This is a genomic window from Mycolicibacterium sarraceniae (assembly GCF_010731875.1).
Classification (GTDB): domain Bacteria; phylum Actinomycetota; class Actinomycetes; order Mycobacteriales; family Mycobacteriaceae; genus Mycobacterium; species Mycobacterium sarraceniae.
This window is the reverse complement of the sequence record NZ_AP022595.1, coordinates 819276-842039: the sequence shown is the minus strand read 5'-3', so window position 1 is coordinate 842039 and position 22764 is coordinate 819276. Positions and strand designations below refer to the sequence as shown.

The following is a 22764-nucleotide window of genomic DNA, read 5'->3' as shown; positions in this document are numbered from 1 at the left end:
CAAAGCGTGGCACAGCTGTGAGGCGGCTGTATGTCGTTGAGCTGGGGGTCTGCTCTGAACCGGTGGGCTACGGGGTGCGGCGGAAGCAGACGATATCCGCTACATCGGGATTCTTTGGAGCGGTCCAGGACGAACCCGGCCGGCTCGCATAAGGTGAACCGGTCGGCGGGCAGGGGCTGCTCGAAGCCAGGATCGCGGCGGTCAGCCCGGACTGGGTCCGCACGAACGATCTCGTTGCCATCGACGTCGACGGATTCATCACACTGCGTGGCCGCGCCGACACGGCGATCAACCGAGGCGGATTCAAGGTCCTGCCGGAGACCGTTCGCCCCCGTAGGAGGCCGCCCTCGCGGGGCATTGCCAGAAACGTGGCGCGGGTGCTGGGCCGCGGGGCTCACGCCGACGCTCACCGGCCGGACGATGCCATCCCATCGCAAATCCGCTATGCAGACTCTGGTTCAAGTTTGAACTGCGACAAATGTGGACGCCGACATTGTGAGCAAACATCTGCGCGCTGTGCCTTTCGCGCTGCCACGAGCTCAGTTGCTGGCCGAATTGCTCTGCCGGCGGTTGGCACTCGATTTGCCGTCGCACGTCATACCGGCTAAGTGGTCCTGAATTCGACATTCGTCAAGGATGGGTGATCACCGGACGTGCTTGAGTTCATTTGCCTAAGTGTCGAGTGATTTTTGCTGAGTTGCAGCATCTCAGCTTGCTCTCAGTTAGATTTTGCGGTGTGATGAGAGTTTCGCCAGGGGAATGAGGAGGCAAGGGGAGCATTGGCCCCTCCCGTTATGGGAGGGGCCGATTGCTATCCAAGGCCCGTTCATTGAGGCGATATCTTCGGTCAAACCGGGGAAGTCGCCCACCTGGCCCGGATCGACGCCGTCACCCCCACGCTCAATGCCCTGATTGCTGCTGCCGACCCCGAACTGCTCCGACGCTGCGCGGCCAAGGCCGACCAGCCGATGGCGCGTGGCGAAGCGCTGGGCGCCATCGTGCTGGGGATGACCAACGTGCCCGAGATGGGCATCGGCGGCGGCTGGTGCGAGCATGAATGGCGCGCCTACGGATACGCGTTCCCGTCCGCGGGCGTGCGGTTGGCCAACGTCAACGCGATCATCGGCACCTCGGCTGCGAGTACGTGATCTGCTACTTCCCAGAGGCTGGCTACGACCGCTCCGGCATCGAGCTGTTGCGCTGGCGTGAGGTGATCCCCGCGCTGGCGTGACCTCGTGCTGCCGGAGAAGGGCGTGCATCCAGATGAGAATGAGGTTTCCGTACGCGACCAACAATGTTGTACGATCCCGCTAAAGACCTGGACTACGAAGGATGCCGCTATGCAAAAGGCCCTGGCGCCCGAAATCTCCACTTGGCCGGAAGAGAACCCGCAGCTGATTGGCAGTGAATGCGCCAGCTGTTCGGCCGTGGTCTTTCCCCGTCAGGAACGCTGCCCGCAGTGCAGCGCAGCCGGTATGAGCGAGGTCAAGCTGCCCCGCCGCGGCACGCTGGTGGCCTGGACCACCCAGGGCTTCGCGCCCGGTGCCCCCTACATCGGCCCGACCGGTAAGGATTTCGTGCCGTTCGGCGTCGGCCTGGTGCAGCTGGACGACGTCGTGCGCGTCGAGGGCCGGCTCACCGAGAACGATCCGGAAAAGCTGAAGTGGGGCATGGACGTCGAGCTCACGATGATCCCCTTCGCGACCGACGCCGACGGCAATGAGGTCGTCACGTTTGCCTTCGCACCGGTGGGGGCGTGAGCGGCATGAGTAATGACGTCGCAATCATCGGTGTTGGCCTGCACCCGTTCGGCCGGTTCGAGAAGACTGCCATGGAGATGGGCGCCGAGGCCATTGCCCTGGCGCTCGCGGACGCCGGTGCGGACTGGAAGGACATCCAGTTCGGGTTCGGCGGCAGCTATGAGGTGTCCAATCCCGATGCGGTGACGCGACTGGTCGGCCTCACCGGGATCACCTTCACCAACGTCTTCAACGCCTGCGCCACCGCGGCAAGCGCGATCCAGCAGACCGCGGACACGATCCGGCTCGGCAAGTACGACATCGGTATCGCGGTGGGTCTGGACAAGCACCCGCGCGGTGCCTTCACCGACGACCCGGCCAAACTGGCGCTGCCGCAGTGGTATGCGCAAAACGGGCAGTTCGTCACCACCAAGTTCTTCGGGATCAAGGCCAACCGCTACATCCACGATCACGGCATCTCCGAGGAGACGCTGGCGCGGGTGGCCAACAAGAACTTCCGCAACGGTGTGTTGAATCCGAATGCCTTCCGCCGCAGGGAGATCTCCGTTGAGGAGATCATGGCCTCGCCGGTGCTGAACTACCCGCTGCGGCAGTACATGTTCTGCGCTCCCGACGAGGGCGCCGCCGCGGTCATCATGTGCCGCGCCGATATCGCGCGCCGCTTCACCGACAAACCGGTTTACTTGCGCGCCAGCGAGATTCGCACCCGGACCTTCGGCGCCTATGAGGTGCACGGCACCTCCGCGCCGCTCGACGAGGACGTCTCGCCGACCGTCTACGCCGCCAAGGCCGCCTACGAGGCGGCCGGTATCGGGCCCGAGGACGTCGATATCGCTCAGCTGCAGGACACCGACGCTGGGGCCGAGATCATCCACATGGCCGAGACCGGGCTGTGCGCCGACGGTGAGCAGGAGAAGCTGTTGGCCGAGGGTGCCACCGAGATTCACGGCTCGCTGCCGATCAACACCGACGGCGGCCTGATCGCCAACGGTGAGCCGATCGGCGCCTCGGGCCTGCGCCAGATGCACGAACTGGTGCGCCAGCTGCGTGGTGAGGCCGGCGAGCGTCAGGTGCCGGGTAACCCTCGCATCGGCCTGGCGCAGGTCTACGGCGCGCCCGGAACCGCCTCAGCGACAATTCTTTCGCTGTAACAGGCCGGGTAGCTCAGACGTTGGTCTCCTGGCCCAAGAACCCTTGGACCGCCTGAAGCAGCACGAGCGCCTCGATGAGCGCCGCCGTGGTGACCAGCCCGCTGGTGGCGGCGATCGGAAGGCCGATGGCGTTGACGAGGCCGGTGATCACGTCACCGCTGAGCGCTTGCTGAATCCCGCCGAGGAACAGATTGATTCCGTACGCGGGCAGCATCGTGACGATGGCGTTGGCAATGTCCACCGTCGGTAGCACTGCCGCGTACAGAGCCGCCGTGGAGTTGGAGATGTTATAGGCGATGTCGGTGGTCAGCGTCTGCAGCGCGGATATGACCCCGGTGGGAGTCGGGAATACCGGCGCTGGAGCGGGTTTCGGCAGATGCAGCCCCGCCAGCTCCTGCCACATCACGCCGCCCGGGCTGACGTCGGCGACGAAGTTCTGGACACCCTGCGCAACACCGGCAACGAGGAGGTTGGCCACCTGGCCCCAGTTGACATCGGGGATGAAGCCGAAAGTTGTCTGCTGGTTGGCGAATCCCGCGTTGGACCAGCCGTACTGCGGGTCGCCGTAGCCCAGGTTCACGATCACCTTCAGGGCGGGCTGTAGCAGATCCGCGACTGGATTGCCGATGACGGGGATGAGGCGCAGCGGCTCCAGCAGCGGGAGATCCTCGGTCGGGATGATGTAGTACTTCTGGGTCGGATCGGTGGTCGGCAAGGCGATGGCCGAATTGACCTGTGCCGACGTGAGCTCGGCGTACTTGGTGTGGACGAAGATGATGCCCAGTCCGGCGTTGAGGACCGACAAGACGTTGAGCGGGTAGCGCGGGAAATCGGCGAATCCGTCGTACTCAAGGGTGTAGTTCGTAGTGGGGAAGGCATTTTCAGGCGTGGCACCGTAGAACGGCAGGCCGAGGCTCGGCAGGTTCAGCCCCGGGAACCGGGACAGGAGGCCGCCGTTGGGGTTCATCTCGTTGCCGACCAACACGAAGTTCACCGGCGTGCCCGCGGGTAGCTGGCTCATGATGAGTGAGGAGATGATGGCGCTCTGTGAATAGCCGAAAACCGTTGCGGTGTTGTCGTTGGCGACTTGCTGGGCGATCGTGGCGGCCAGGATCTCGATGCCCTGCTGGACAGATACGTTCAGCGGCAGGCTCTTCACTCCCGTGATCGGGTATAGCCCCTCGGGGGTGTCCAGCTGGAGCGGAACCGAGCCCGGATAGCGCGGGCTGATGTAGAGGTTGAAGACGTTCTGGATATAGGTGGGCTTCGGGATCGGGACACCGCTGGGCCCCATGATCACCGCAGTGTTCTGCGCGGCAAGCGCCTGCACCGCACGCTCGGGTGCCGGCGCTGACGCTGCGGCCGGGCGAGCCGACAGGCCCGAGTCGCGACGGCTGTAGGCCAGCGCCGCCTTCTTGGCCGGGCCTGCGGTGGCACCGGCACCGCCCGATGCCGAGTGGGCGGAGCCGGCATGCGTCGATGAATTGCCGGGGCCGGGACTGTCAGCCCAGGCCACCGCACCGCTGAATGCCGCGGCGCCCACTCCGAGCGCAACCGTTAACCCGCTAACCCGCCCAATGAAGCCCGCTGCGCTCATGAACGCCCCTTATTGTCACCCGCCACATATTGTGGCGAAGATTAGCGTGTTGCTGCGATGTTCGCTATCACATTGCTTTCGCGATCGCAGCGTCGATCGAATCGGATGATGAACTTTTGCTAACGGGGGGCTGTGGCTACCTTCCGCATTAGGTCAGATCGCGGGCCCGAGCAGGTCGTCGGCGTCCTGAATGATGTAGCCGTAGCCCTGTTCGGCCAGGAACCGCTGCCGGTGCGCGGCGTACTCGGCGTCGAGACTGTCGCGGGACACCACCGAATAGAACACCGCGCCGCCGCCGTCGTGCTTGGGGCGCAGCAGCCGGCCCAGCCGCTGCGCTTCCTCCTGGCGTGAGCCGAATGTTCCTGAAACCTGCACGGCCACTGACGCTTCCGGTAGATCGATGGAGAAGTTCGCGACCTTCGATACAACCAAGGTCTTCACCTCGCCGCGGCGGAACGCGTCGAATAGGACCTCGCGCTCGGCGTTCTTCGTCGAGCCCTGTATCACCGGCGCGTTCAGTTCGGCGCCGAGTTGGTCCAGCTGGTCGAGGTAGGCACCGATCACCAGCGTCGGCTCGTTCGGGTGCTTGGCCAGAATCGATTTGACCACCGCGATCTTGGAGTGCGCGGTGGAGCAGAGCTTGTAACGCTCTTCGGGTTCGGCTACCGCATAGAGCATCCGCTCGTTGTCGGTCATCGTGACGCGGACCTCGATGCACTCCGCGGGCGCGATCCAGCCCTGGGCTTCGATGTCCTTCCACGGAGCGTCGTAGCGCTTCGGGCCGATGAGGCTGAAGACGTCGCCCTCGCGCCCGTCCTCCCGGATCAGCGTCGCGGTGAGCCCGAGCCGGCGGCGCGACTGAAGGTCGGCCGTCATACGGAACACCGGTGCGGGCAGCAGGTGCACCTCGTCGTAGATGATCAGTCCCCAGTCGCGGCTGTCGAACAGCTCGAGATGCCGGTACTCGCCCTTTGTCCGCCGGGTGATGACCTGGTAGGTGGCGATCGTGACCGGCCGAATCTCCTTGCGCTCACCCGAATACTCGCCGATCTCCTCTTCGGTCAGCGAGGTCCGCGCGATCAGCTCGCGTTTCCACTGCCGGCCCGCGACGGTGTTGGTCACCAGGATCAGCGTCGTCGCCCCGGCCTTGGCCATCGCGGCCGCACCCACCAGCGTCTTGCCCGCTCCACACGGCAGCACCACCACGCCCGAGCCACCGTCCCAGAACGAATCGGCCGCCATCTGCTGGTAGTCGCGCAGTTCCCAGCCATCCTGATCCAGGTTGATCGGATGCGCCTCACCGTTGACGTAGCCGGCCAGGTCCTCGGCCGGCCAGCCGATCTTGAGCAGCATCTGTTTGATGTGGCCGCGCTCGCTGGCGTGGACGATGACGGTGTCCTCGTCGATGCGCGCGCCGAGCATCGGGATGATCTTCTTGTTGCGCATCACCTCCGCCAGTACCGCCCGATCGAGGCTGACCAGAACGAGGCCGTGGACCGGGCTCTTGACCAGCTGCAGACGGCCGTAGCGGGCCATGGTGTCGACGATGTCGACCAGCAGCGGCTGCGGCACGGCGTAGCGCGAGAAGCTGACCAGCGCGTCGACCACCTGCTCGGCGTCGTGACCGGCGGCGCGCGCGTTCCACAGGGCCAGGGGAGTGATGCGATAGGTGTGGATGTGCTCGGGTGCGCGTTCCAGCTCCGCGAACGGCGCGATTGCCGCCCGGGCGGCACCGGCCTGCTCGTGGTCCACCTCCAGCAGCACGGTCTTATCGGATTGCACGATCAAGGGGCCTTCAGTCACGCGCCCACCTGCCTAAAGCTCATAACCGTCCATTATCCAGTGCCGGCCGACATCACCGATGTCACGCGATGTACCGCGAACTCCCGCGGACGGCCCTGAGTGGGATCCCAGGCCAGTAGCTGCCCGCCACTGACCGTAAGGGGGCGCACCACCCGCTGGGTGGCCACGCCCGCCGCATCCACATAACCGATCACCACGTCTTTGTGTTCCATCGCTGCCTGTTGCAGCAGCGCCATCGACACCGCCGGGTCGAGGCGGACGTTGGCGAACGGATTGGCCGAGTCCACCCGGCGCAGCACCGCCACCACCGACGCCAGGGTTTCCACACTCGGCTTGGGCATCGGCCGGAACAGCCGGCGGTGTCCCGGCGCCGACACCCGGGCGCTGTGCGTGCGCAGATCGACGATCGCGCCCGAGGAGTCCTCGGCGGCCGGGGCGAACCCCGCCGCCCGCAACGCGGCGAGCAGCTCGCCGATCGGTGCTTGCGACACCGCCACCGTGGGCGCCAACAGCCGCACCTCGAGGTGCTCAAGGGCCTGCGCTGCCACCGCGTGCGCAAGCAGGCTCGGATCCTCGCAACGCAGGAACGACGATGCAATGCCGACCCGCAGTTGACCGTGCCGGCGCGCGACATCGTTGATCAGGTACGTCAAACCTTGGGGGACAGGGGTTTTCGAATGACCTTCGAAGAAGGCGTGCAACGATCCCGCGCTGCGACCGGTATCCAGTGCGTGCCGGATGGAGGCTTCGCTGACCCGGTACACCATGGCCGCACCCGCCGATTCCACCGCGGCCACCGACGCAAGCTCGTCGGCCAGCTCGCGTTGCAGGGGCCCGGGCGCCACCACGGTCAGGTCGGCCTGTACCAGGAAGTGATCGATCGGCGCGGGCAGGATCTTGTTCATCGCCTCGACGGCCGCGTCCTCGTCGCCGGTGAGCAGCACCCGCGCCGGTGTGCTCAAGGCGCCGCGGCCAACCAGTCCCAGGGTGTGCGCCTCGTCGAGCAGATGCGCGACGGGCTCGGGCTGCAACCGCGCAGCCCAGCGGGGCCGCTGCCAGATCAGCGCCTGCGAAGCGCACATCGCATCGACGCCCGACCCGGGCACCAGGGCGGCCAGCAGTTCCAGCAGCAGTAGGCGGTCCAGTGGCGCGGCCGTCGAGTACAGCGAATCAGACAGTGCCGCATACGGTTTCCCGTCAGGGCCGCGGCTGCCGATCAGACCGGGGCGTGACGGTAGCTCCAGCCAGGTGGTGGCCAGCAGATACCAGCGTGCGGCGGTGGGTGTTTCGAGGAACCGGTCGGCTGCCACCGTGGGCGTCCAGTACGGGCCCGGCCCATCCGCTGGCTGGGGATCGGGTGTGCCGCTGGCGATGAGACCGGCCGCCGCGCTGATCTCCAGGACCAGGCCAAGGCGTTGTTCGTCGATCCCGGTGAGCTTGCTCAGACGCTTAGCCTCGCGGACCCCCAGGCCGCCGCTTCGCAGCTCGGGAACCGTTGTGGTGGAAAGGGTTTCGATCACCATCTCGATCTCGCGGATCACGTCCAGCAACGCACCCGCCGCGGCGGCGTCGGCATCGGCGACGGTGGTGCTGCTCGTTACCGGGTCCGGCGCGCTCAGATCTGCCGGGCCGGGCTCCTCGCCGCGCAGCACCTGGCCGACCTGGCGCGGCAGGATCACCGTCTCCTCGTCGAGCTGGCGCAACAGGCCGGCCGCAAGCAACTGGGGCACCGGGCGGTCGGCAGGCGCGTCCGGTGCGGCGTCGCGGGTCCGGCCGACGGGAGAACCCGTCAACAGCAGTTCCAGCAATTCGGTCTGGGGTTCTGAGAGTGCGTCGATGGCGGCCGAGATCTCGGCGGCGGACTTCGAGGAGTCTTCGAGGATGGCTTGCCCGGGGTACCAGGGCAGCCCGGCGGCGGTCTCTGCCGATACCCGCACCCCGGCGTCGTCACCCCACACCAGGGCGCGGTCGCGCAGATCATCCAGAGCGGCCAGCACAGTTTGCTTGTCGCAACGCTTACCGATCAGCGCCACGACCCCTGCCACCGGCACGGCGGTGGTCTCGGCATGCAGCACCAGTAGTGCGTCGAGGATCGCCAGCCGCAGGAAGTCCAGCTCGTCGGTGGCAGCCTTCACCGACTGGCGGGCGACGGCCCGAGCGGCCAGTGCCGCGATGCTGCCGGGTGCGGGTTGGGCGAGGTCCGGCCGCAGTTCCAAAAGACGGATCAGCCGGTCGTCGGGCATATCCGCCAGCCAGGCGCCCAGCGGCATGCCTGGGGACGACGGTTCAGTCATTGTTGACCAGCGTAAAACAGCCGCCTGTGTGCACAACTTGGCCGTCGGAGTGTCAGAATGTTGCGGTGGCTGAGAAGAAGACTCCGTATGTCGATAATGGCTGGCCGACCCGCGACCCCGAGGACCACGCCGTGAGCGAGCTGGCCGCCGACCGGGTGGGCGCACTGTCCCCGTTCGGCGACATCACGTTCCCGCTGCCCGCCTCCGAACTGCCGTATCTGCACCCGGTCACCGTCGTCAACAAGTAACCGGTGACCAGCGGACCGCAGCCTCGTCTCTCGCACCTTGACGAGCACGGTGCGGCGCGCATGGTCGACGTCACCGAGAAGACCGCGACCACCCGTACCGCGATGGCAGCGGGCACCGTTCACACCACCGCCGAGGTGGTTGCCCTCATCGCGTCCGGCGGGCTGGCCAAGGGCGATGCCCTCGCGACCGCCCGGGTGGCCGGCATTTTGGCCGCCAAACGCACCAGTGACCTCATCCCGCTGTGCCACCATCTCGCGCTCACCAGTGTCGACATCGAGTTCGCGATCGGGGAGTCCGAGGTCGTCGTCACCGCTTCGGTGCGCACCACCGACCGCACCGGTGTCGAAATGGAAGCGCTGACCGCCGTCAGCGTCGCCGCCCTGACGGTGTACGACATGATCAAGGCCGTCGACCCCGCCGCGTGCCTCGAGAACATCCGGTTGCTGCGCAAAGAGGGCGGCAAAACCGGCTTGTGGGTGCGACAGGGGTGAGTAGGTCCGGTCGGGTCGTAATCGCCTCCACCCGGGCGGCGACCGGCGTTTACGAGGATCGCACCGGCCCGATCATCGTCGCCTGGCTCGCCGAACGCGGGTTCACCGTCCCCGATCCGGTCGTGGTGGTCGACGGCAGCGCCGTCGGTGACGCCCTGCGTGAGGCGATCGATGCGGGATCGGATGTCGTGATCACCTCCGGCGGGACCGGGATATCGCCGACCGACGCCACCCCGGAGGCCACGCTGGGCGTCCTCGACTACCAGATCTCGGGATTGGCCGATGCCATCCGCCGCTCCGGGCTGCCCGCGGTACCGACGTCGGTGCTGTCGCGCGGCCTGTGCGGCGTGGCCGGGCGCACGCTCGTGGTGAACCTGCCCGGATCCACTGGCGGGGTACGCGATGGATTGTCGGTGCTGGCCGATGTCCTCGACCATGCGCTGGACCAACTGTCCGGGGGAGACCACCGCTCATGACACGGATCCTGCGGGCCGCGCTCGTCGACGGCCCGATCTCGCTGACCGAACACGAGGAGCTCGTCGCCAGCGATGCCGCCGGCGCGGTGGTCGGTTTCTCCGGAGTGGTGCGCAATCACGACGGGGGCCGGGACGTGGTGCGGCTGGACTACTCCGCGCACCCGCTGGCCGAGCAGACATTGTTCGAGGCGCTGGCTGAGGTGGCCGCGCAATCTCCGGGTGTGCGGGCGCTCGCCGCCAGCCATCGGGTGGGAACGCTGCACATCGGGGATGCCGCCCTGGTGGCCGCCGTGGCGGCCGACCATCGCGGGGCGGCGTTCGAGGCGTGCGCCCTGCTCGTCGACACCGTCAAAGCGCGGCTACCGGTGTGGAAGCAGCAGTTCTTCGCCGACGGTACCGACGAGTGGGTGAATTCGGCCTGAGGGCTTATTGAGCCGGTGCCGGTACGGGCACGACCGGTGCGGGTGCCGCGGGCGCCGGTGCGGGGGCACCAGGAGCCGGCAGCGGAGCGTTCGGGTCAGCCGGCGGCGTACCCATGCTCGGATCGTTGGTCACCGGAGTGTTCAGCGGACGCTGGGTCAGCGCCAGCAGCGCATCGCCGCGGCTGACCTGCTGGGTCTGGACCGCATGCCAGAGTTCCTTGAGGTACGTGACGTTCGGACCGTCTCGCGGGCCTTCAGGAGCGTCGCTGGTTCCCGGCGGCAGGTTGTCCGGGCTCGTCAGGTGTGGGATCCCGTCGGGCGGCTGCGCGGGCTGGCCAGCTGCCACCACGGTGGCGTCCGGTGCGGGGGCAGCGGGAACCGTGGCCGGATCAGCCGGGGCGGGACCCGGCGGGATCGCCGGGTCGGCCGGGGCCTGCGGGAGGAAGTGGATCGACGACGCCTGCACGGTGACCGTCTGCTCGTCCGGGAGGGCCGGTGCGTCGGGGGCGGGCACCTGAAGTGCGGCGTCGACGACGGGCTCGGCGGCCTGCGGTGCGATCTCCTGGGAGACTGCGACGACACCGGCCTGCGGTGCCGGCGGCAGATCCTGCGGTGCCGGCGGCAGATCCTGGGGTGCCGGCGGCAGATCCTGCGGTGCCGGGGGGAGATCCTGCGGTGCCGGCGGCAGATCCTGCGGCGCGGGCGCCAGGTCAGCGGGAGCATCCGGAGCCGGTGCGTCGGGCAGTGGCGTATCGAACGATGCAGCCTGAACTGACAGTGCGTCGGGAGCGGGTTCGTTCACCACGTTGCGGGGCGTCGCACCCGACAGACCGCGACCGCACACCGGCCACGCGCCACGGCCCTGAGTGGCCAGGACATCCTCGGCGATAGCGATCTGCTGGTCCTTGGTCGCCATATTGGCGGCCGGGGCGTACTGGCCGCCGCCGTGCGCGGACCAGGTGCCGGGGGAGAATTGCAGGCCACCCTGGTAACCGTTACCGGTGTTGATGCCCCAGTTGCCGCCGGATTCGCAGCGGGCTACCTGATCCCATTCGGCGTCGGGAGCCGCTTGGGCCTGGGCGGCGAAGGCGATGCTTCCGCCTCCGATGACCGCACCCGTGACCGCGATCTTGGCGACGCTGACAGACGATGAAGTGGGCTTGCGATGCCGTCCACTCATAGAGCGATGTATTCCTCTCGTCGAGGCGCCTGCGAGGTCAGCTGTCGGGTTCGGGCTGGAGAGGTCGCCCGGCCGTGGTCGTCTCTGGTGGAAACGATCTCGGCTTCACCCCAAGGAACCTCGAGCGGTTCCTGGTCTCCTTGTCGGTGGACCGGTGGATCCCCCGCCTCCATCCATGGTTCTCGTTGGTCTCTCCGCTCTTTGGATGGAGCTAAGCGCTAAGAGCGGAGAGGGCCTTCCCCCAGGGGGAGGGGGTGGACCTGGCAGAGACGCTAACTGCAACCGAGAGTGCCGTCACCTTTTGCACATTCGGGCGTTTCTGCTACCGGCAAACCTTATAAAAGATTAAAGCCGCACCACAGGCTTGCATTCGCCCAGGTGATCCGGGCAGAAAATTCCGCCCTGGCCATCTCGTTACCCGATCGTGATGTGACGTAAATCACGATCATCCGCCGGCGAACGGGGGCAAGACGTCGAGAGTCTGGCCAGATCGCAGTTCAATGGCTTGATTGCGCACAGCGACCCCGTCGCACAGATATGAACACCGCAGTAACACTCGTGCCAATTCGTCACTGCGGCAGCGCAGTTCGCTCACCACGTCGGCGATGGTGGCACCCTGGCGCACGCTCAGCAGGTCGGACTCGGCACCGGCGGCGGCGCGGGACGCGGCGAAGAAACGCACAGTCACTTCTACCGGTGCGCTCACCTCAGCCACCGATGGCGCTCATCGACCGCTGCGGCTGCACAAATCCCGGGTCGTTGATGCCGTGCCCAGCCGCCTTGCGCCACATCGCGGCCCGCCAGACCAACTCCAGGGCGTCATCGTCGGCGCCGCCCCGCAGCAGCCCGCGCAGGTCCGTTTCGTCGGCGGCGAACAGGCAGTTACGGATCTGTCCGTCGGCGGTCAGGCGGGTTCGATCGCAGGCCGCGCAGAACGCGTGCGACACCGATGCGATGATGCCGACGGTCGCGGGGCCGCCGTTGACGCGCCACAGCTGAGCCGGAGCCGAACCCCGCGGCGCCGGGTCGGTGCGCAGCTCGAAGTGGGCGGCCAGGGCCGTGACGATATCGTCGGCCCCCAGAGTGGCGTCACGACGCCACAGGTGCTCGGCATCCAGCGGCATCTGCTCGATGATCCGCAGCTGGTAGCCGTAGCGCAGGCAGTAGTCCAGGAGTTCGACGGCATCCGAGAGGCCGGTGACCGGATCCAGCACCGCGTTGACCTTGACCGGCCCCAGCCCTGCGGCGGTCGCGGCCGACAGCCCGTCGAGGACGTCGTTGAGGCGGTCGCGGCGAGTGATGGCGGCGAAGTGCGCGGCGTCGAGGCTGTCCAGCGAGACGTTGACCCGATCGACTCCCGCATCGGCCAGTGCCTGCGCGCGCCGGGCCAGCCCCAGCCCGTTGGTGGTCAGCGCGATCTCGGGGCGTGGACGCAGCGCGGTCACTTCGGCCACCAGATCCTCCAGCCGGCGATACAGCAGCGGCTCGCCGCCGGTGAAGCGAACACTGTCTATCCCGAGCCGGGTGACGGCCAGGGTCAGCAGGCGGGTCAGCTCGTCGTGAGTCAGCAGTTCGTCGCCGGGTAGCCAGTCCATGCCCTCGGCCGGCATGCAATAGGTACAGCGCAGATTGCAGCGATCCGTCAGCGAAACGCGCAGGTCGGTGGCGACCCGGCCGAAGGTGTCGATCAGCGGGCCGGAGCGGGGCATCTCGGCTGCGGGGTCTCCGGCGTCGCGGCGGATCGCCGGCAAGCCCAGCGAGGTCATCGTCATGCGGCCGCCACCCGAGCCTGGTCGGCGGGGACGATCTCCTTGCCCAACGGCATCAGCGACACCGGTATGAGCTTGAGGTTGGCCAGCGCCAGCGGGATCCCGATGATCGTGATCGCCATGGCGGCCGCGCTCACCAGATGCCCGATCGCCAGCCAAAGCCCGAACAGCAACACCCAGATCACATTGCCGACGAGGGCACCCGGGCGCGGGCCGGGCTTATCGGCCAGAGTCCGGCCGAACGGCCACAGCGCGTAGTCGGCGATCCGCAGCGCGGCGAAGCCGAACGGAATCGTGATGATCAGAGCGAAGCAGATGAGTGCGGCGAGCAGGTAGCCAAGGGCGAGCCACAGTCCGCCGAACAGCAACCAGACGACGTTCAAGATCAGGCGCATGTCTCCTCCAGCGGTGTGCCCAGCCTACCGAACTAAACTCAGGTGCTGGCCCCACTTCTTCCCGAGTAGGATCACCGACACGCGTCCTGCACCCGCGGGACGCTTCGTCATGTTGTCATGGACCCGTTAGACAAGCAGGTGAGACCAGTGCCGACCGGCAAGGTGAAGTGGTACGACGCCGAAAAGGGATTCGGCTTCCTGTCCCAAGAGGACGGCGAGGACGTCTATGTCCGTGCGTCGGCACTGCCCGAGGGCATCGAAGGTCTCAAGGCCGGTCAGAAGGTCGAGTTCGGCCTCGCCTCCGGCCGTCGCGGGCCACAGGCGTTGAGCGTCAAGCTGATCGACCCGCCGCCGAGCCTGACCCGGACGCGGCGGGAGGCCACACCGGTCGAGCGCAAGCACACGCCGGACGAACTGCACGGCATGGTCGAGGACATGATCACGCTGCTGGAAGGCGCGGTGCAGCCCGAGTTGCGCAAGGGGCGCTATCCGGACCGCAAGGTCGCCCGGCGAGTGTCCGAAGTCGTCAAGGCGGTTGCGCAGGAGCTCGACGCCTAGGCCCGCCTCGACCCGCACTGGGGGCTGGGGAACACTGGTGTCGTGGGTTCCTCTATCGCCGGCGGCGGCGAGTTCAAGCGCGATACCAACTACATCACCACGCGGATCACCGCCGACGGTGCCGACGGGTACGCGAGCGAACCCGGCCGCTACCGGCTGATTGTTGCTCGGGCGTGCCCGTGGGCCAATCGGACAATCATCGTGCGACGGCTACTCGGTCTCGAGGATGTGTTGTCCATCGGGTTCTGCGGGCCGACGCACGACGAGCGCAGCTGGACCTTCGATCTCGATCCCGGTGGGGTCGACCCGGTGCTCAAGATTCCGCGGTTGCAGGACGCGTACTTCGCGCGCTATCCCGGCTATGCCAAGGGCATCACCGTCCCGGCGCTTGTCGAAATCGCGACCGGGCAGGTGGTCACCAACGACTTCGCGCAGATGACGCTGGACTTCTCCACCCAGTGGCAGGCCTTCCACCGCGACGGTGCGCCGCAGCTGTATCCCGAGCCGCTGCGCGACGAGATCGACGAGGTCGGCAAGAGGATCTACACCGAAGTGAACAATGGCGTGTATCGCTGCGGGTTTGCCGGCTCTCAGGAGTCCTACGAGGCGGCCTACGACAGGTTATTCATTGCGCTGGACTGGCTTTCGGAACGGCTGACCAGTCAGCGTTACCTCGTCGGCGACACGATTACCGAGGCTGATGTGCGGCTGTTCACCACGCTGGCCCGCTTCGATCCGGTCTACCACGGCCACTTCAAGTGCAACCGGTCCAAACTGGCTGAGATGCCGGTGCTCTGGGCCTACGCCCGAGATCTGTTCCAGACGCCGGGTTTTGGCGACACCACCGACTTCGTCCAGATCAAACAGCACTACTACATCGTGCACGCCGACATCAATCCCACCCGGATCGTCCCGAAGGGGCCTGAGCTTTCCAATTGGTTGACACCACACGGTCGAGAAGCCCTGGGCGGCAGGCCGTTCGGTGACGGCACCCCGCCGGGGCCGACGCGCGAGGCCGAGCGGGTACCGGTTGGGCATGGCGCGAACGTCGACTGGGTGTCGACAGGCGCGACGATCGAGGGCGACAACTCGACGTTCGCCGAGAATCCCTAAGGCCAGACCAGCCGAACCGACCACTCCGCGTGCGGAGCGTCCCGCAACTCGCCGCTCGGGTCCTGCACCAAGGTCAGGAGTTGCACCACCACACCGGTCAGCTTCCCGCGCTGCGGGTCGACCGTCGGAATCGTCACTGCCAGTTCGGTGTCGGGCCGGTAGATGGTGGTGGTGGAATTGCGCTCATCCTCGTAAACCCGCAACAGCCGCCACGGTGCCCGCCCGATGGCGGCCGGCACCGACAGCTGGACGGGATCGCGGTCGTTGACCGACAGCTCGCCCTGAGTCTGCGGGCTCTGGCACTCGTTGAGGTTCATCACGTTGCAGTACACGAACGGCCCGACCCGCACGGTACGCCCGTGGGTGTAGGCACTGATCTCGGGCAGCTTCGAACCGGTGTCCCGAGTCAGCGCCCATGCACCGATCCCGGCGCCGACCGACGCGAGAACGACGACCACCACCAGAAGCCAGCGGGCTAACCGTGTCACTGGTTGGTCACCGCCGATGCCCCTTCGGGTTCGGCCAGCACCGGACGGTTACCGCCGAACCCGGGGATCAAGGAATCACCGCGGTAGCTGACGATGGTCTGGGCCAGGCCGGGAATCAGCAGCGCGGTGATCGCGGTGAAGCCCACCCACAGCTGGGTGGACACCAGCACGCCGAGCGCGCCTCCGAGCACCCAGGCCAGCTGTAGCACCGACTCCGAACGCCCGAATGCTGATGCTCGTGATTCCTCGGGCAGGTCGTCCTGCAGCGACGCGTCCAGGGACGCCTTGGCGATCGCGGTCGATGCCGAGGTGATCAGCGCGGCCACTGCCACCACGATCAGACTGCCGGTGACCGCCGCGACCAGGGCAACCACCGTCACCGCCACCGTCATGCGCGCGACGAGCATCGCCGGCCGGCCCAGCCTCATCCGCGCCGCGGTGAAGTTCCCCGCGAAGTTCCCGATCCCGGCCGCCGCACCGATCAGGCCTAGCACGGCCAGCTGCTCCCAGCTGCTGGCGTCATGGGATTTGGCGACGAACGCCGGGTACAAGAACAGGAACCCGACCATCGCCTTGATCGTGCAGTTACCCCATAGCGATGTGATGATGTTGCGGCCCAGCGGTTGTCGCCGGGCGCCCTTCTTGCTGGCCGGCTCGTGGTCGGGCCGTCGCAGCGCCCCGGTGTCACCGTGGTAGGTCAGTGTGGTCGGCACCTCGCCTTCGGTCACCTCTACCCAGCGCGGGATCCGCATGGACCATGAGGCACCCGCGACGGCGACGAAGACGACCACGAACAACGCGCCGGGCAGTTGGAAGACCGTGGTGAGCAGATACTCCGCCCCTGCCGCGATACCGCCCCCGACGATCGTGCCGCCGATCAGGCCGAACATCGTCAGCCGTGAATTCACCCGCACCAGGTCGATCGTGGGTGGCATCACCCGGGGCGTGACCGCGCTGCGCAGCACGCTGAACGACTTGGACAGCACCATCATTCCCAGCGCACACGGATACAGCACCCACGACGGGTAGTTGTTGGTGGCGCCGTCGTAGTTCATGATCAGCACGATCCCCAGCACAGCGCGCAGGATGAACGACATCGCCAGCGCCGCACGCCTGCCGTGCTGCACGCGGTCCAGCGCAGGCCCGATGAGTGGGGCGATCACCGCGAACGGCGCGATCGTGATCAGCAGGTAGAGCGCGACTTTGCCCTTGCTCTCCCCAGATGCAGCGGCGAAGAACAATGTGTTGGCCAGGGCGACCGCCATGGCCGAGTCGACCGCGAAGTTCGCGACTACCGGCCAGGTGAGCGCCGTCAGACCGGACTTGTCGGCGCCATCGGCGGTGGCCGCCCGGTGCACCATCGAGTACATCCGCGAGCCCATTTCGCGGCTGCGCATCGCCGCGGCCCGCGTGACAGTGACGCGTTCGCCCGCACCGCCACCGACGCCGCCACGCGAGCCCGGCGGTGGCCCGGACAGCTTCTCGGTGCGTTGATCCTGATCGCCCAGCGGCGGCAGGTAGCGGTTGGCGCTGGGGATCGGGTTGGACCGCCGGGTGCCTCCGGAGCGGCGGATGCCGTCACCGTCGCTGGGGTAGTTGGCCATGCCGGGGTGTTCGTCGGGGGCGCCGGCCGACGAGCCGCGATAGGGCCCGAAAGCCGGATTCCCGCGGGGTTCGTCACGCCGGCCTCCAGACACGCCACGATTGTCTCTCATCCCGGCGCGGGCGGCGCGCACGTGACCGGTGTGGCTGCGCACCGGGCCCGTGAGGCAAGATTGGTGACGATGGACATCTCGATCGACTCCGCAGAACCCACGGTTGCCGCCCCGCCGGCCGCGCCGTCGGACGCAGCTGCCGCTGTACTGAGCGGTGCCATGGAGCAGGCCCGGCAGGCGATCATCGAGTTCAGTGGCGACACAGTGGGCGAGTACCTCGGCGTCAGCTTCGAGGACGAATCCGCGGCAACCCACCGATTCCTGGCGAACATGCCCGGCTATCAGGGCTGGCAGTGGGCCGTGGTTGTAGCTGCCTACCCTGGCGCCGAGCACGCGACGGTCAGTGAAGTTGTGCTGGTGCCGGGCCCGACTGCGCTGTTGGCACCCGCCTGGGTGCCATGGGAGGAGCGCATCAGGCCGGGCGACCTGAGCCCGGGCGATCTGCTCGTGCCGGTGAAGGACGATCCCCGGCTGGTTCCGGGTTACGCGGGAACCGGGGACCCGGCGATAGACGATGTCGCTTACGAAATCGGGTTTGGCCGCCGTCAGGTGCTCAGCGCCTTCGGGCGCGACGAGACCGCGCAGCGCTGGCATGACGGTGACCACGGTCCCGGCGCGCCGATGGCCCGCGGCACCAAGCGGGTATGCCGCGATTGCGGATTCATGAATCCGCTCGCCGGTGCGCTCGGTTCCATGTTCGGGGTGTGCTGCAACGAGATGTCGGCCGACGCCCGTGTGGTCGATTTCGAGTACGGCTGCGGCGCGCATTCGGACACCCCGCCGGCCCCGGGAACCGGTTCGCCGCTGTATGACCCGTACGACGACGGAGTGGTCGAGGTGGTCGAGACTCCCGAAGTGATCGAAGGGTCTTAACCCTCGGCGGCGGCCTTGATGCGCGCTAGCGACATGTTCATTCCGGCAACGAGTTCCCTCTCGAAGCTCTGCACCCCACCCATGACCGCATTGACCGTCATATTCGACACAGCCTTGACGCCGTTCTCGGCGTGGCGAGTCTCGACAACCCGAGTGCCGGTGGCCGTCGGTTCGAGCTCATAGCTCCAGACGGTGTTGTTCGCGTTGACCCGGAACGCCAGTTTGCGCTCCGGGATGAACTCAGTGATCGTCGATGTTGTCGGCCAGAACAGTCTGTTGCGCCGATTCAGGTTGATGGTGCGCGTGCCCGGACGAACCTCGCCGAGCGCCTTCATCAGCCGGCACTGTGGGCTCCACCGGGGCATGTTGCCCAGGTCCGCGATCAGTGACCACACCCGGCTCACCGGGGCGTCGATATCGATCTCGGCCTGTAATAGCGGCGCTGTCATCAGGTCTCCTTAGCTTGTCGGCGTTTTATCGGTCGCTCGGGCGGCGTCTGGGTTTCCAGCCCGGTCTGCGCGCCCCGCGCGCCCCGCCGGGCGGCGGTGCGCTGCCACAGGAAAATCGATGTGCCGACGACGCCGGTGCCCAGTCCGGCAAGCGCGATGGGGCGCCAGGACTCGCACGCGCCGATAGTGAAGGCGGCGATGGTGACCAATGCCCAGAGTGCGGCGCCGGCGACGATCACCGGCCACGGATCCAGCAGTGCCGCCGGCAACGCCGGCGGTTCGGGTTCAGGATGATCGGAAGGCATTGCCATCCAAAGTAACCGATCGAGGAGGCGGCCCGCTCCGCGCCGCGAGACTTGTCCGGTTCATCTTTGGTCGGGTGTTGGTGTGTCGTAGTGTTTGCGCTTGTGTTGGACGGGGACCTGCGGCTTGCCAGCGATTTGTCGCTGGCCGTGATGCGGCTGGCGCGTCAGTTGCGCTTCCGCCGGCCCGAATCACCGGTCACCCTTTCGCAGTTGTCCGCCCTGGCGACCCTTGTCAAAGACGGGGCGATGACACCCGGTGCGCTGGCCGTCAAGGAGCGGGTCCGGCCGCCGTCGATGACGCGGGTGATCGCCTCGCTGGTCGACCTCGGGTTGGTAGTGCGAACATCGCACCCCGCCGACGGCCGCCAGGTTCTGGTCGCGGTGTCCGAGGCCGGTGCGGGGCTGGTCGACAGCGAACGCCAGGCCAGCCAGGACTGGCTGCGTGCCCGGCTGGCGACCCTGGACAGCGACGATCGCGGCGTTCTGCTGCGCGCGGCGGACTTGATGACCCTGCTCGTCGACGAAGAAGCGTGAGCAACAAGGCTTTTGGGGCGCGCGACGTTGTCGACATCACCGATCCCGGTGATCCCCGCGTCGACGACTTCCGCGACCTGAACAGTGTCGATCGCAGACCGGACCTGCCCAGCGGCAAGGGGCTGGTGATCGCCGAGGGCGTGCTCGTTGCCCAACGCATGATCGCCTCGCGGTTCACCCCACACGCTTTCCTGGGCACCGACCGACGCCTCGATGAATTGGGTGACGGCCTGAACCGGGTACCGGCTCCGTACTACCGCGCCTCAGCCGAGGTGATGGCCGAGGTGGTCGGCTTCCACCTCAACCGGGGTGTGCTCGCCGCGGCGCGGCGCCCCCGTGAGCTGACGCCGGCCGAGGTGCTCGACGGCGCGCGGACGGTCGCCGTCCTGGAAGGCGTCAATGATCACGAGAACCTCGGGTCGATCTTCCGCAACGCGGCAGGGCTCGGCGTGGACGCGGTCATCTTCGGCATCGGCTGTGCCGACCCGCTCTACCGGCGGGCGGTGCGGGTCTCGATGGGCCATGCACTGCTGGTGCCCTTCGCCCGGGCACTGCACTGGCCGGCCGACCTCGATGAGCTGCGCCGGCGCGGGTTTAGGCTGCTTGCCATGACACCCGATCCGGCGGCGCAGACCCTGGCCGAGGCGATGACCGGCCTGGCCGATCACAACGTCGCCGTGCTCGTCGGCGCGGAGGGGCCCGGGCTGACCGAGACGGTAATGCGGGCCAGCGATGTGCGGGTCCGTATCCCGATGTCGCGAGGCACCGATTCGCTCAATGTCGCGACCGCGGCGGCGCTGGCGTTCTACGAACGTGCTCGCGGATAGGCTTTCCCGGTGGGCAGGAGCGAAGCAACCCGGGAGATGACCCCGTGAACGATGAGTCGACACCGTGGGGGACCGGACTGACCGTCTCGGCATTCGTCGCAGCGATCGTCGTCGCAGCGATCGTGGTGCTGAGCCTGGGCATGATCCGGGTGCATCCACTGGTTGCCATCGTGCTCAACCTGATCGCGGTCGGCGGGCTGGCTCCGACACTCTGGGGCTGGCGCGACATCCCGGTGCGACGCTGGTTCGTCCTCGGCGCCGGTATCGGCGTCGCCGGCGGCTGGGTGACGCTAGTGGGGTTGCTCGCCGCGCGCTAGGTGCAGGTCAGCGCTCGCCGCTGGAACGCACGCCCAGCAGGACGTCCTCCCAGCCGGGCACCGCTGGCCGGGCCTTGGCGCGCCGCGCACGGGGTGCCGGCGCGGGAGCAGGAGCCGGTGTCTCTTCGACCGGGGCCGCTGGCGCGGGAGCCGGTGTCTCCTCGAGAGCCAGCTGCGCGACGGGGGCCACCGGTCGCAGCACCGGACGCTCGAACTTGGGGTCGATCAGCTCGCTGGCGGCGTCATCGAGAGCGGCAACCGTGCCGCCGTGCGCCCCCGGGCTGAAGCGGAAATGGGCGACGTTATCGGATAACCCGGCCTGCCAGGCCACCTGGACTACCCAGCGGCCGTCTTCGGCACGCCAGGCATCCCACTCCGTCGCCTCGGGGCTGAGCCCACGCGCTACCAGGGCCTTGGTGATGGTTTCCTGCAGCGTCGTCACCGCGGGCCCGTCGGCCAGGACCGGATGCGCGGCGGACGCCAGCTCGGCTGCCCGCGCGCGCTCCAGAAGCACCGGGTGCGCGAAACGCTCGACCTTGCTGATGTCCATACCGGACGACTGGGCAACCTGCTCGACGGACGCACCCGCACGGATGCGGGCCTGAATATCCCTTGGTCGCAACACGCCTTTGACCTCTTTGTCCCTCAGGGTCTGGCCCAGCGACCGGTCGCCGCGGATGGCGGCGCGCAGTCGATCGTCGACCTGCAGGGTGAACTTGTCGGCCGGGTCGGGACCTTCACAAATAATGTGCCTGCCGTCGACATCGAGTCCGATCACCCTGAGTTCTCGCATGTCGACCTCCTTCTCCGTCCGGAATCTAACCCAGACAGCGGACTATCACGGTTAGGACACGCCGAGCGTTCTTACAGGCGTTCCACAACCCAGTCGACGCACTGTGTCAGCGCCGAGACGTCATCGGGCTCGATCGCCGGGAACATCGCGACGCGCAGCTGGTTGCGGCCCAGTTTGCGGTACGGCTCGGTGTCGACGATGCCGTTGGCCCGCAGCACCTTGGCGACCGCGGCGGCATCCACTGCGTCGGTGAAATCGATGGTGCCGACCACCTGGGAACGCAGGGCCGGGTCGCTGACGAACGGGGTGGCGAACGAAGATGCCTCGGCCCAGGAGTAGAGCCGCTGCGATGAGTCGGCGGTGCGCTTGACGGCCCAGTCCAGCCCGCCATTGCCGTTGAGCCAGTCGACCTGCTCGGCCATCAGCACCAGGGTGCCTATCGCGGGGGTGTTGTAGGTCTGGTTTTTCAGGCTGTTGTCCACCGCGACCGGAAGCGACAGGAACTCCGGCGCCCAACGGCCGGAGGCGGCGATGGACTCGATGCGGGCCAGCGCCGCGGGGGAGACGACCGCCAGCCACAGCCCGCCGTCGCTGGCGAAGTTCTTCTGCGGCGCGAAGTAATAAGCATCGACGTCGTTGACGTCGACCGGGAGACCGCCCGCGCCCGATGTGGCGTCGATGAGGACCAGGGCGTTGCCGGAGTCGGCCGGGCGGCGCACCGGTACCGCGACGCCGGTCGAGGTCTCGTTGTGCGCCCAGGCGATCACGTCGACCGACGGATCGGACTGCGGCTCGGGGGCGCTGCCCGCATCGGCTTTGATGACGATCGGGTCGTCGATGAACGGGTTGGCTGTGGCGGCCGAGGCGAACTTCGCGGAGAACTCGCCGTAGGTGAGATGCAGCGAGCGTTTGTCGATCAGGCCGAACGCGGCGGCGTCCCAGAACGCGGTCGCGCCGCCGTTGCCCAGGATCACCTGGTAGCCGTCGGGTAGCGAGAAGAACTCGCGAAGGCCCTCGCGGACTCGTCCGACCAGGTTTTTCACCGGCGCTTGGCGGTGCGAGGTGCCGAACAACGCGGCCGAGTCGCGCAGCGCTTGCAGCTGCTCGGGCCGGACCTTCGAGGGGCCGCAGCCGAAGCGGCCGTCGGCGGGCTTGAGGGATTCGGGGATCACGAGATCAGCCATGCCCTCAAGCCTAGAAGTCCG

The 22764-nt window shown here is 67.4% G+C and carries 26 protein-coding genes, 1 pseudogene and 1 riboswitch; of the genes and pseudogenes, 14 read left to right on the top strand and 13 right to left on the bottom strand.

The window, feature by feature from the left end:
• Nucleotides 1-158: 158 nt before the first annotated feature.
• The 4 genes and pseudogenes from G6N13_RS24855 to G6N13_RS04360 form a co-directional block, all read left to right on the top strand.
• A pseudogene (locus G6N13_RS24855) lies at nucleotides 159-329 on the top strand (long-chain fatty acid--CoA ligase); the annotation flags it as partial.
• Nucleotides 330-968: 639 nt separating this feature from the next.
• Nucleotides 969-1148, top strand: coding sequence for a hypothetical protein (locus G6N13_RS24275; protein ID WP_179964977.1), 180 nt, complete (start codon nucleotides 969-971; stop codon nucleotides 1146-1148).
• A 192-nt stretch (nucleotides 1149-1340) separates the two neighbouring features.
• Nucleotides 1341-1760, top strand: coding sequence for a Zn-ribbon domain-containing OB-fold protein (locus G6N13_RS04365; RefSeq protein ID WP_163701684.1), 420 nt, complete (start codon nucleotides 1341-1343; stop codon nucleotides 1758-1760).
• 5 nt (nucleotides 1761-1765) lie between these two features.
• Nucleotides 1766-2911, top strand: a complete 1146-nt coding sequence (locus G6N13_RS04360; RefSeq protein WP_163694960.1) for a thiolase family protein — start codon at nucleotides 1766-1768, stop codon at nucleotides 2909-2911.
• Nucleotides 2912-2924: 13 nt separating this feature from the next.
• Here the strand turns inward: G6N13_RS04360 and G6N13_RS04355 are convergent, their stop codons facing one another.
• From G6N13_RS04355 to G6N13_RS04345, 3 genes are all read right to left on the bottom strand, one after another.
• Nucleotides 2925-4508: a PE-PPE domain-containing protein gene (locus tag G6N13_RS04355; protein WP_163694959.1), complete on the bottom strand. Its 1584-nt coding sequence runs from the start codon at nucleotides 4506-4508 to the stop codon at nucleotides 2925-2927.
• 153 nt (nucleotides 4509-4661) lie between these two features.
• Entirely contained in the window at nucleotides 4662-6311 is a 1650-nt protein-coding gene (locus G6N13_RS04350) for a DNA repair helicase XPB (protein WP_163694958.1), read from the bottom strand.
• A 32-nt stretch (nucleotides 6312-6343) separates the two neighbouring features.
• Nucleotides 6344-8605, bottom strand: a complete 2262-nt coding sequence (locus tag G6N13_RS04345; protein ID WP_163694957.1) for a helicase-associated domain-containing protein — start codon at nucleotides 8603-8605, stop codon at nucleotides 6344-6346.
• A 65-nt stretch (nucleotides 8606-8670) separates the two neighbouring features.
• Here G6N13_RS04345 and G6N13_RS04340 point away from each other — a divergent pair, with 65 nt between their 5' ends.
• The 4 genes from G6N13_RS04340 to G6N13_RS04325 are packed head-to-tail and all read left to right on the top strand — an operon-like array spanning nucleotide 8671 to nucleotide 10243.
• Nucleotides 8671-8853, top strand: coding sequence for a hypothetical protein (locus G6N13_RS04340; protein WP_179965078.1), 183 nt, complete (start codon nucleotides 8671-8673; stop codon nucleotides 8851-8853).
• 60 nt (nucleotides 8854-8913) lie between these two features.
• Nucleotides 8914-9345, top strand: coding sequence for a cyclic pyranopterin monophosphate synthase MoaC (gene moaC, locus G6N13_RS04335; RefSeq protein ID WP_163701681.1), 432 nt, complete (start codon nucleotides 8914-8916; stop codon nucleotides 9343-9345).
• Complete coding sequence (locus G6N13_RS04330) at nucleotides 9342-9821, top strand: MogA/MoaB family molybdenum cofactor biosynthesis protein (protein WP_163694955.1); 480 nt, start codon at nucleotides 9342-9344, stop codon at nucleotides 9819-9821. The genes moaC and G6N13_RS04330 overlap by 4 nt, the downstream gene beginning before the upstream one ends.
• On the top strand, nucleotides 9818-10243 hold the full coding sequence (locus tag G6N13_RS04325; RefSeq protein ID WP_163694954.1) for a molybdenum cofactor biosynthesis protein MoaE: 426 nt from the start codon (nucleotides 9818-9820) through the stop codon (nucleotides 10241-10243). The genes G6N13_RS04330 and G6N13_RS04325 overlap by 4 nt, the downstream gene beginning before the upstream one ends.
• A gap of 4 nt (nucleotides 10244-10247) precedes the next feature.
• On the opposite strand, the gene G6N13_RS04320 is transcribed toward G6N13_RS04325, so the two are convergent.
• The 4 genes from G6N13_RS04320 to G6N13_RS04305 all read right to left on the bottom strand — a co-directional run bounded on the left by G6N13_RS04320 (nucleotide 10248) and on the right by G6N13_RS04305 (nucleotide 13587).
• Nucleotides 10248-11423, bottom strand: coding sequence for a transglycosylase family protein (locus tag G6N13_RS04320; RefSeq protein ID WP_163694953.1), 1176 nt, complete (start codon nucleotides 11421-11423; stop codon nucleotides 10248-10250).
• 9 nt (nucleotides 11424-11432) lie between these two features.
• A riboswitch (cyclic di-AMP (ydaO/yuaA leader) is annotated at nucleotides 11433-11618 on the bottom strand.
• A 250-nt stretch (nucleotides 11619-11868) separates the two neighbouring features.
• Nucleotides 11869-12138 carry a MoaD/ThiS family protein gene (locus G6N13_RS04315; protein ID WP_163694952.1) on the bottom strand — a complete coding sequence of 90 codons (270 nt, stop codon included), beginning with the start codon at nucleotides 12136-12138 and terminating at the stop codon, nucleotides 11869-11871.
• Nucleotides 12131-13195 (bottom strand): GTP 3',8-cyclase MoaA, encoded by a 1065-nt coding sequence (gene moaA, locus G6N13_RS04310; RefSeq protein ID WP_163694951.1) that lies wholly within the window; start codon nucleotides 13193-13195, stop codon nucleotides 12131-12133. Before moaA ends, G6N13_RS04315 begins: the two co-directional genes overlap by 8 nt.
• Nucleotides 13192-13587: a YccF domain-containing protein gene (locus G6N13_RS04305; protein WP_163694950.1), complete on the bottom strand. Its 396-nt coding sequence runs from the start codon at nucleotides 13585-13587 to the stop codon at nucleotides 13192-13194. The genes moaA and G6N13_RS04305 overlap by 4 nt, the downstream gene beginning before the upstream one ends.
• 147 nt (nucleotides 13588-13734) lie before the next feature.
• On the opposite strand from G6N13_RS04305, the gene G6N13_RS04300 reads away from it, so the two are divergent.
• Both G6N13_RS04300 and G6N13_RS04295 read left to right on the top strand, forming a co-directional pair.
• Entirely contained in the window at nucleotides 13735-14145 is a 411-nt protein-coding gene (locus tag G6N13_RS04300) for a cold-shock protein (RefSeq protein ID WP_163701678.1), read from the top strand.
• A gap of 42 nt (nucleotides 14146-14187) precedes the next feature.
• Nucleotides 14188-15258 carry a glutathione S-transferase family protein gene (locus G6N13_RS04295; RefSeq protein WP_235677924.1) on the top strand — a complete coding sequence of 357 codons (1071 nt, stop codon included), beginning with the start codon at nucleotides 14188-14190 and terminating at the stop codon, nucleotides 15256-15258.
• Here the strand turns inward: G6N13_RS04295 and G6N13_RS04290 are convergent.
• Together G6N13_RS04290 and G6N13_RS04285 are read right to left on the bottom strand one after the other, a co-directional pair.
• Nucleotides 15255-15746 (bottom strand): DUF2771 domain-containing protein, encoded by a 492-nt coding sequence (locus G6N13_RS04290; RefSeq protein WP_163694949.1) that lies wholly within the window; start codon nucleotides 15744-15746, stop codon nucleotides 15255-15257. The genes G6N13_RS04295 and G6N13_RS04290 overlap by 4 nt on opposite strands.
• A complete protein-coding gene (locus G6N13_RS04285; RefSeq protein WP_163701675.1) occupies nucleotides 15743-17350 on the bottom strand; it encodes an MFS transporter in 1608 nt (535 codons plus the stop codon). The genes G6N13_RS04290 and G6N13_RS04285 overlap by 4 nt, the downstream gene beginning before the upstream one ends.
• 180 nt (nucleotides 17351-17530) lie before the next feature.
• Here G6N13_RS04285 and G6N13_RS04280 point away from each other — a divergent pair, with 180 nt between their 5' ends.
• Complete coding sequence (locus G6N13_RS04280; protein ID WP_163694948.1) at nucleotides 17531-18334, top strand: DUF3027 domain-containing protein; 804 nt, start codon at nucleotides 17531-17533, stop codon at nucleotides 18332-18334.
• Here the strand turns inward: G6N13_RS04280 and G6N13_RS04275 are convergent.
• Both G6N13_RS04275 and G6N13_RS04270 read right to left on the bottom strand, forming a co-directional pair.
• Nucleotides 18331-18783, bottom strand: a complete 453-nt coding sequence (locus G6N13_RS04275; protein ID WP_163694947.1) for an SRPBCC family protein — start codon at nucleotides 18781-18783, stop codon at nucleotides 18331-18333. The two genes, G6N13_RS04280 and G6N13_RS04275, sit on opposite strands and share 4 nt — an antisense overlap.
• Complete coding sequence (locus G6N13_RS04270) at nucleotides 18783-19094, bottom strand: DUF2530 domain-containing protein (RefSeq protein WP_163694946.1); 312 nt, start codon at nucleotides 19092-19094, stop codon at nucleotides 18783-18785. Before G6N13_RS04270 ends, G6N13_RS04275 begins: the two co-directional genes overlap by 1 nt.
• A gap of 96 nt (nucleotides 19095-19190) precedes the next feature.
• Between G6N13_RS04270 and G6N13_RS04265 the strand changes: the two genes are divergently transcribed.
• The 3 genes from G6N13_RS04265 to G6N13_RS04255 are packed head-to-tail and all read left to right on the top strand — an operon-like array spanning nucleotide 19191 to nucleotide 20766.
• On the top strand, nucleotides 19191-19622 hold the full coding sequence (locus G6N13_RS04265) for an Rv0880 family HTH-type transcriptional regulator (RefSeq protein ID WP_163694945.1): 432 nt from the start codon (nucleotides 19191-19193) through the stop codon (nucleotides 19620-19622).
• Nucleotides 19619-20449, top strand: a complete 831-nt coding sequence (locus tag G6N13_RS04260; protein ID WP_163694944.1) for a TrmH family RNA methyltransferase — start codon at nucleotides 19619-19621, stop codon at nucleotides 20447-20449. The genes G6N13_RS04265 and G6N13_RS04260 overlap by 4 nt, the downstream gene beginning before the upstream one ends.
• A 44-nt stretch (nucleotides 20450-20493) precedes the next feature.
• Nucleotides 20494-20766 (top strand): DUF2537 domain-containing protein, encoded by a 273-nt coding sequence (locus G6N13_RS04255; protein WP_163694943.1) that lies wholly within the window; start codon nucleotides 20494-20496, stop codon nucleotides 20764-20766.
• Between the two features lie 7 nt (nucleotides 20767-20773).
• Here G6N13_RS04255 and sepH read toward each other — a convergent pair whose 3' ends face one another.
• Nucleotides 20774-21559, bottom strand: a complete 786-nt coding sequence (gene sepH / locus G6N13_RS04250; protein WP_163694942.1) for a septation protein SepH — start codon at nucleotides 21557-21559, stop codon at nucleotides 20774-20776.
• Between the two features lie 71 nt (nucleotides 21560-21630).
• Nucleotides 21631-22743: a phosphoserine transaminase gene (gene serC / locus G6N13_RS04245; protein WP_163694941.1), complete on the bottom strand. Its 1113-nt coding sequence runs from the start codon at nucleotides 22741-22743 to the stop codon at nucleotides 21631-21633.
• Between the last annotated feature and the right edge of the window lie 21 nt (nucleotides 22744-22764).

Coding starts and splice junctions, on each gene's coding strand:
- G6N13_RS04360 (WP_163694960.1), top strand. CDS start 1,766: ATGAGTAATGACGTCGCAATCATCGGTGTTGGCCTGCACCCGTTCGGC.
- G6N13_RS04325 (WP_163694954.1), top strand. CDS start 9,818: ATGACACGGATCCTGCGGGCCGCGCTCGTCGACGGCCCGATCTCGCTG.
- G6N13_RS04275 (WP_163694947.1), bottom strand. CDS start 18,783: ATGACAGCGCCGCTATTACAGGCCGAGATCGATATCGACGCCCCGGTG.
- G6N13_RS04365 (WP_163701684.1), top strand. CDS start 1,341: ATGCAAAAGGCCCTGGCGCCCGAAATCTCCACTTGGCCGGAAGAGAAC.
- G6N13_RS04320 (WP_163694953.1), bottom strand. CDS start 11,423: ATGAGTGGACGGCATCGCAAGCCCACTTCATCGTCTGTCAGCGTCGCC.
- G6N13_RS24275 (WP_179964977.1), top strand. CDS start 969: ATGGCGCGTGGCGAAGCGCTGGGCGCCATCGTGCTGGGGATGACCAAC.
- G6N13_RS04270 (WP_163694946.1), bottom strand. CDS start 19,094: ATGGCAATGCCTTCCGATCATCCTGAACCCGAACCGCCGGCGTTGCCG.
- moaC (WP_163701681.1), top strand. CDS start 8,914: ATGGTCGACGTCACCGAGAAGACCGCGACCACCCGTACCGCGATGGCA.
- G6N13_RS04355 (WP_163694959.1), bottom strand. CDS start 4,508: ATGAGCGCAGCGGGCTTCATTGGGCGGGTTAGCGGGTTAACGGTTGCG.
- sepH (WP_163694942.1), bottom strand. CDS start 21,559: ATGCGAGAACTCAGGGTGATCGGACTCGATGTCGACGGCAGGCACATT.
- G6N13_RS04305 (WP_163694950.1), bottom strand. CDS start 13,587: ATGCGCCTGATCTTGAACGTCGTCTGGTTGCTGTTCGGCGGACTGTGG.
- G6N13_RS04280 (WP_163694948.1), top strand. CDS start 17,531: ATGGACATCTCGATCGACTCCGCAGAACCCACGGTTGCCGCCCCGCCG.
- G6N13_RS04285 (WP_163701675.1), bottom strand. CDS start 17,350: ATGGCCAACTACCCCAGCGACGGTGACGGCATCCGCCGCTCCGGAGGC.
- moaA (WP_163694951.1), bottom strand. CDS start 13,195: ATGACGATGACCTCGCTGGGCTTGCCGGCGATCCGCCGCGACGCCGGA.
- G6N13_RS04345 (WP_163694957.1), bottom strand. CDS start 8,605: ATGACTGAACCGTCGTCCCCAGGCATGCCGCTGGGCGCCTGGCTGGCG.
- serC (WP_163694941.1), bottom strand. CDS start 22,743: ATGGCTGATCTCGTGATCCCCGAATCCCTCAAGCCCGCCGACGGCCGC.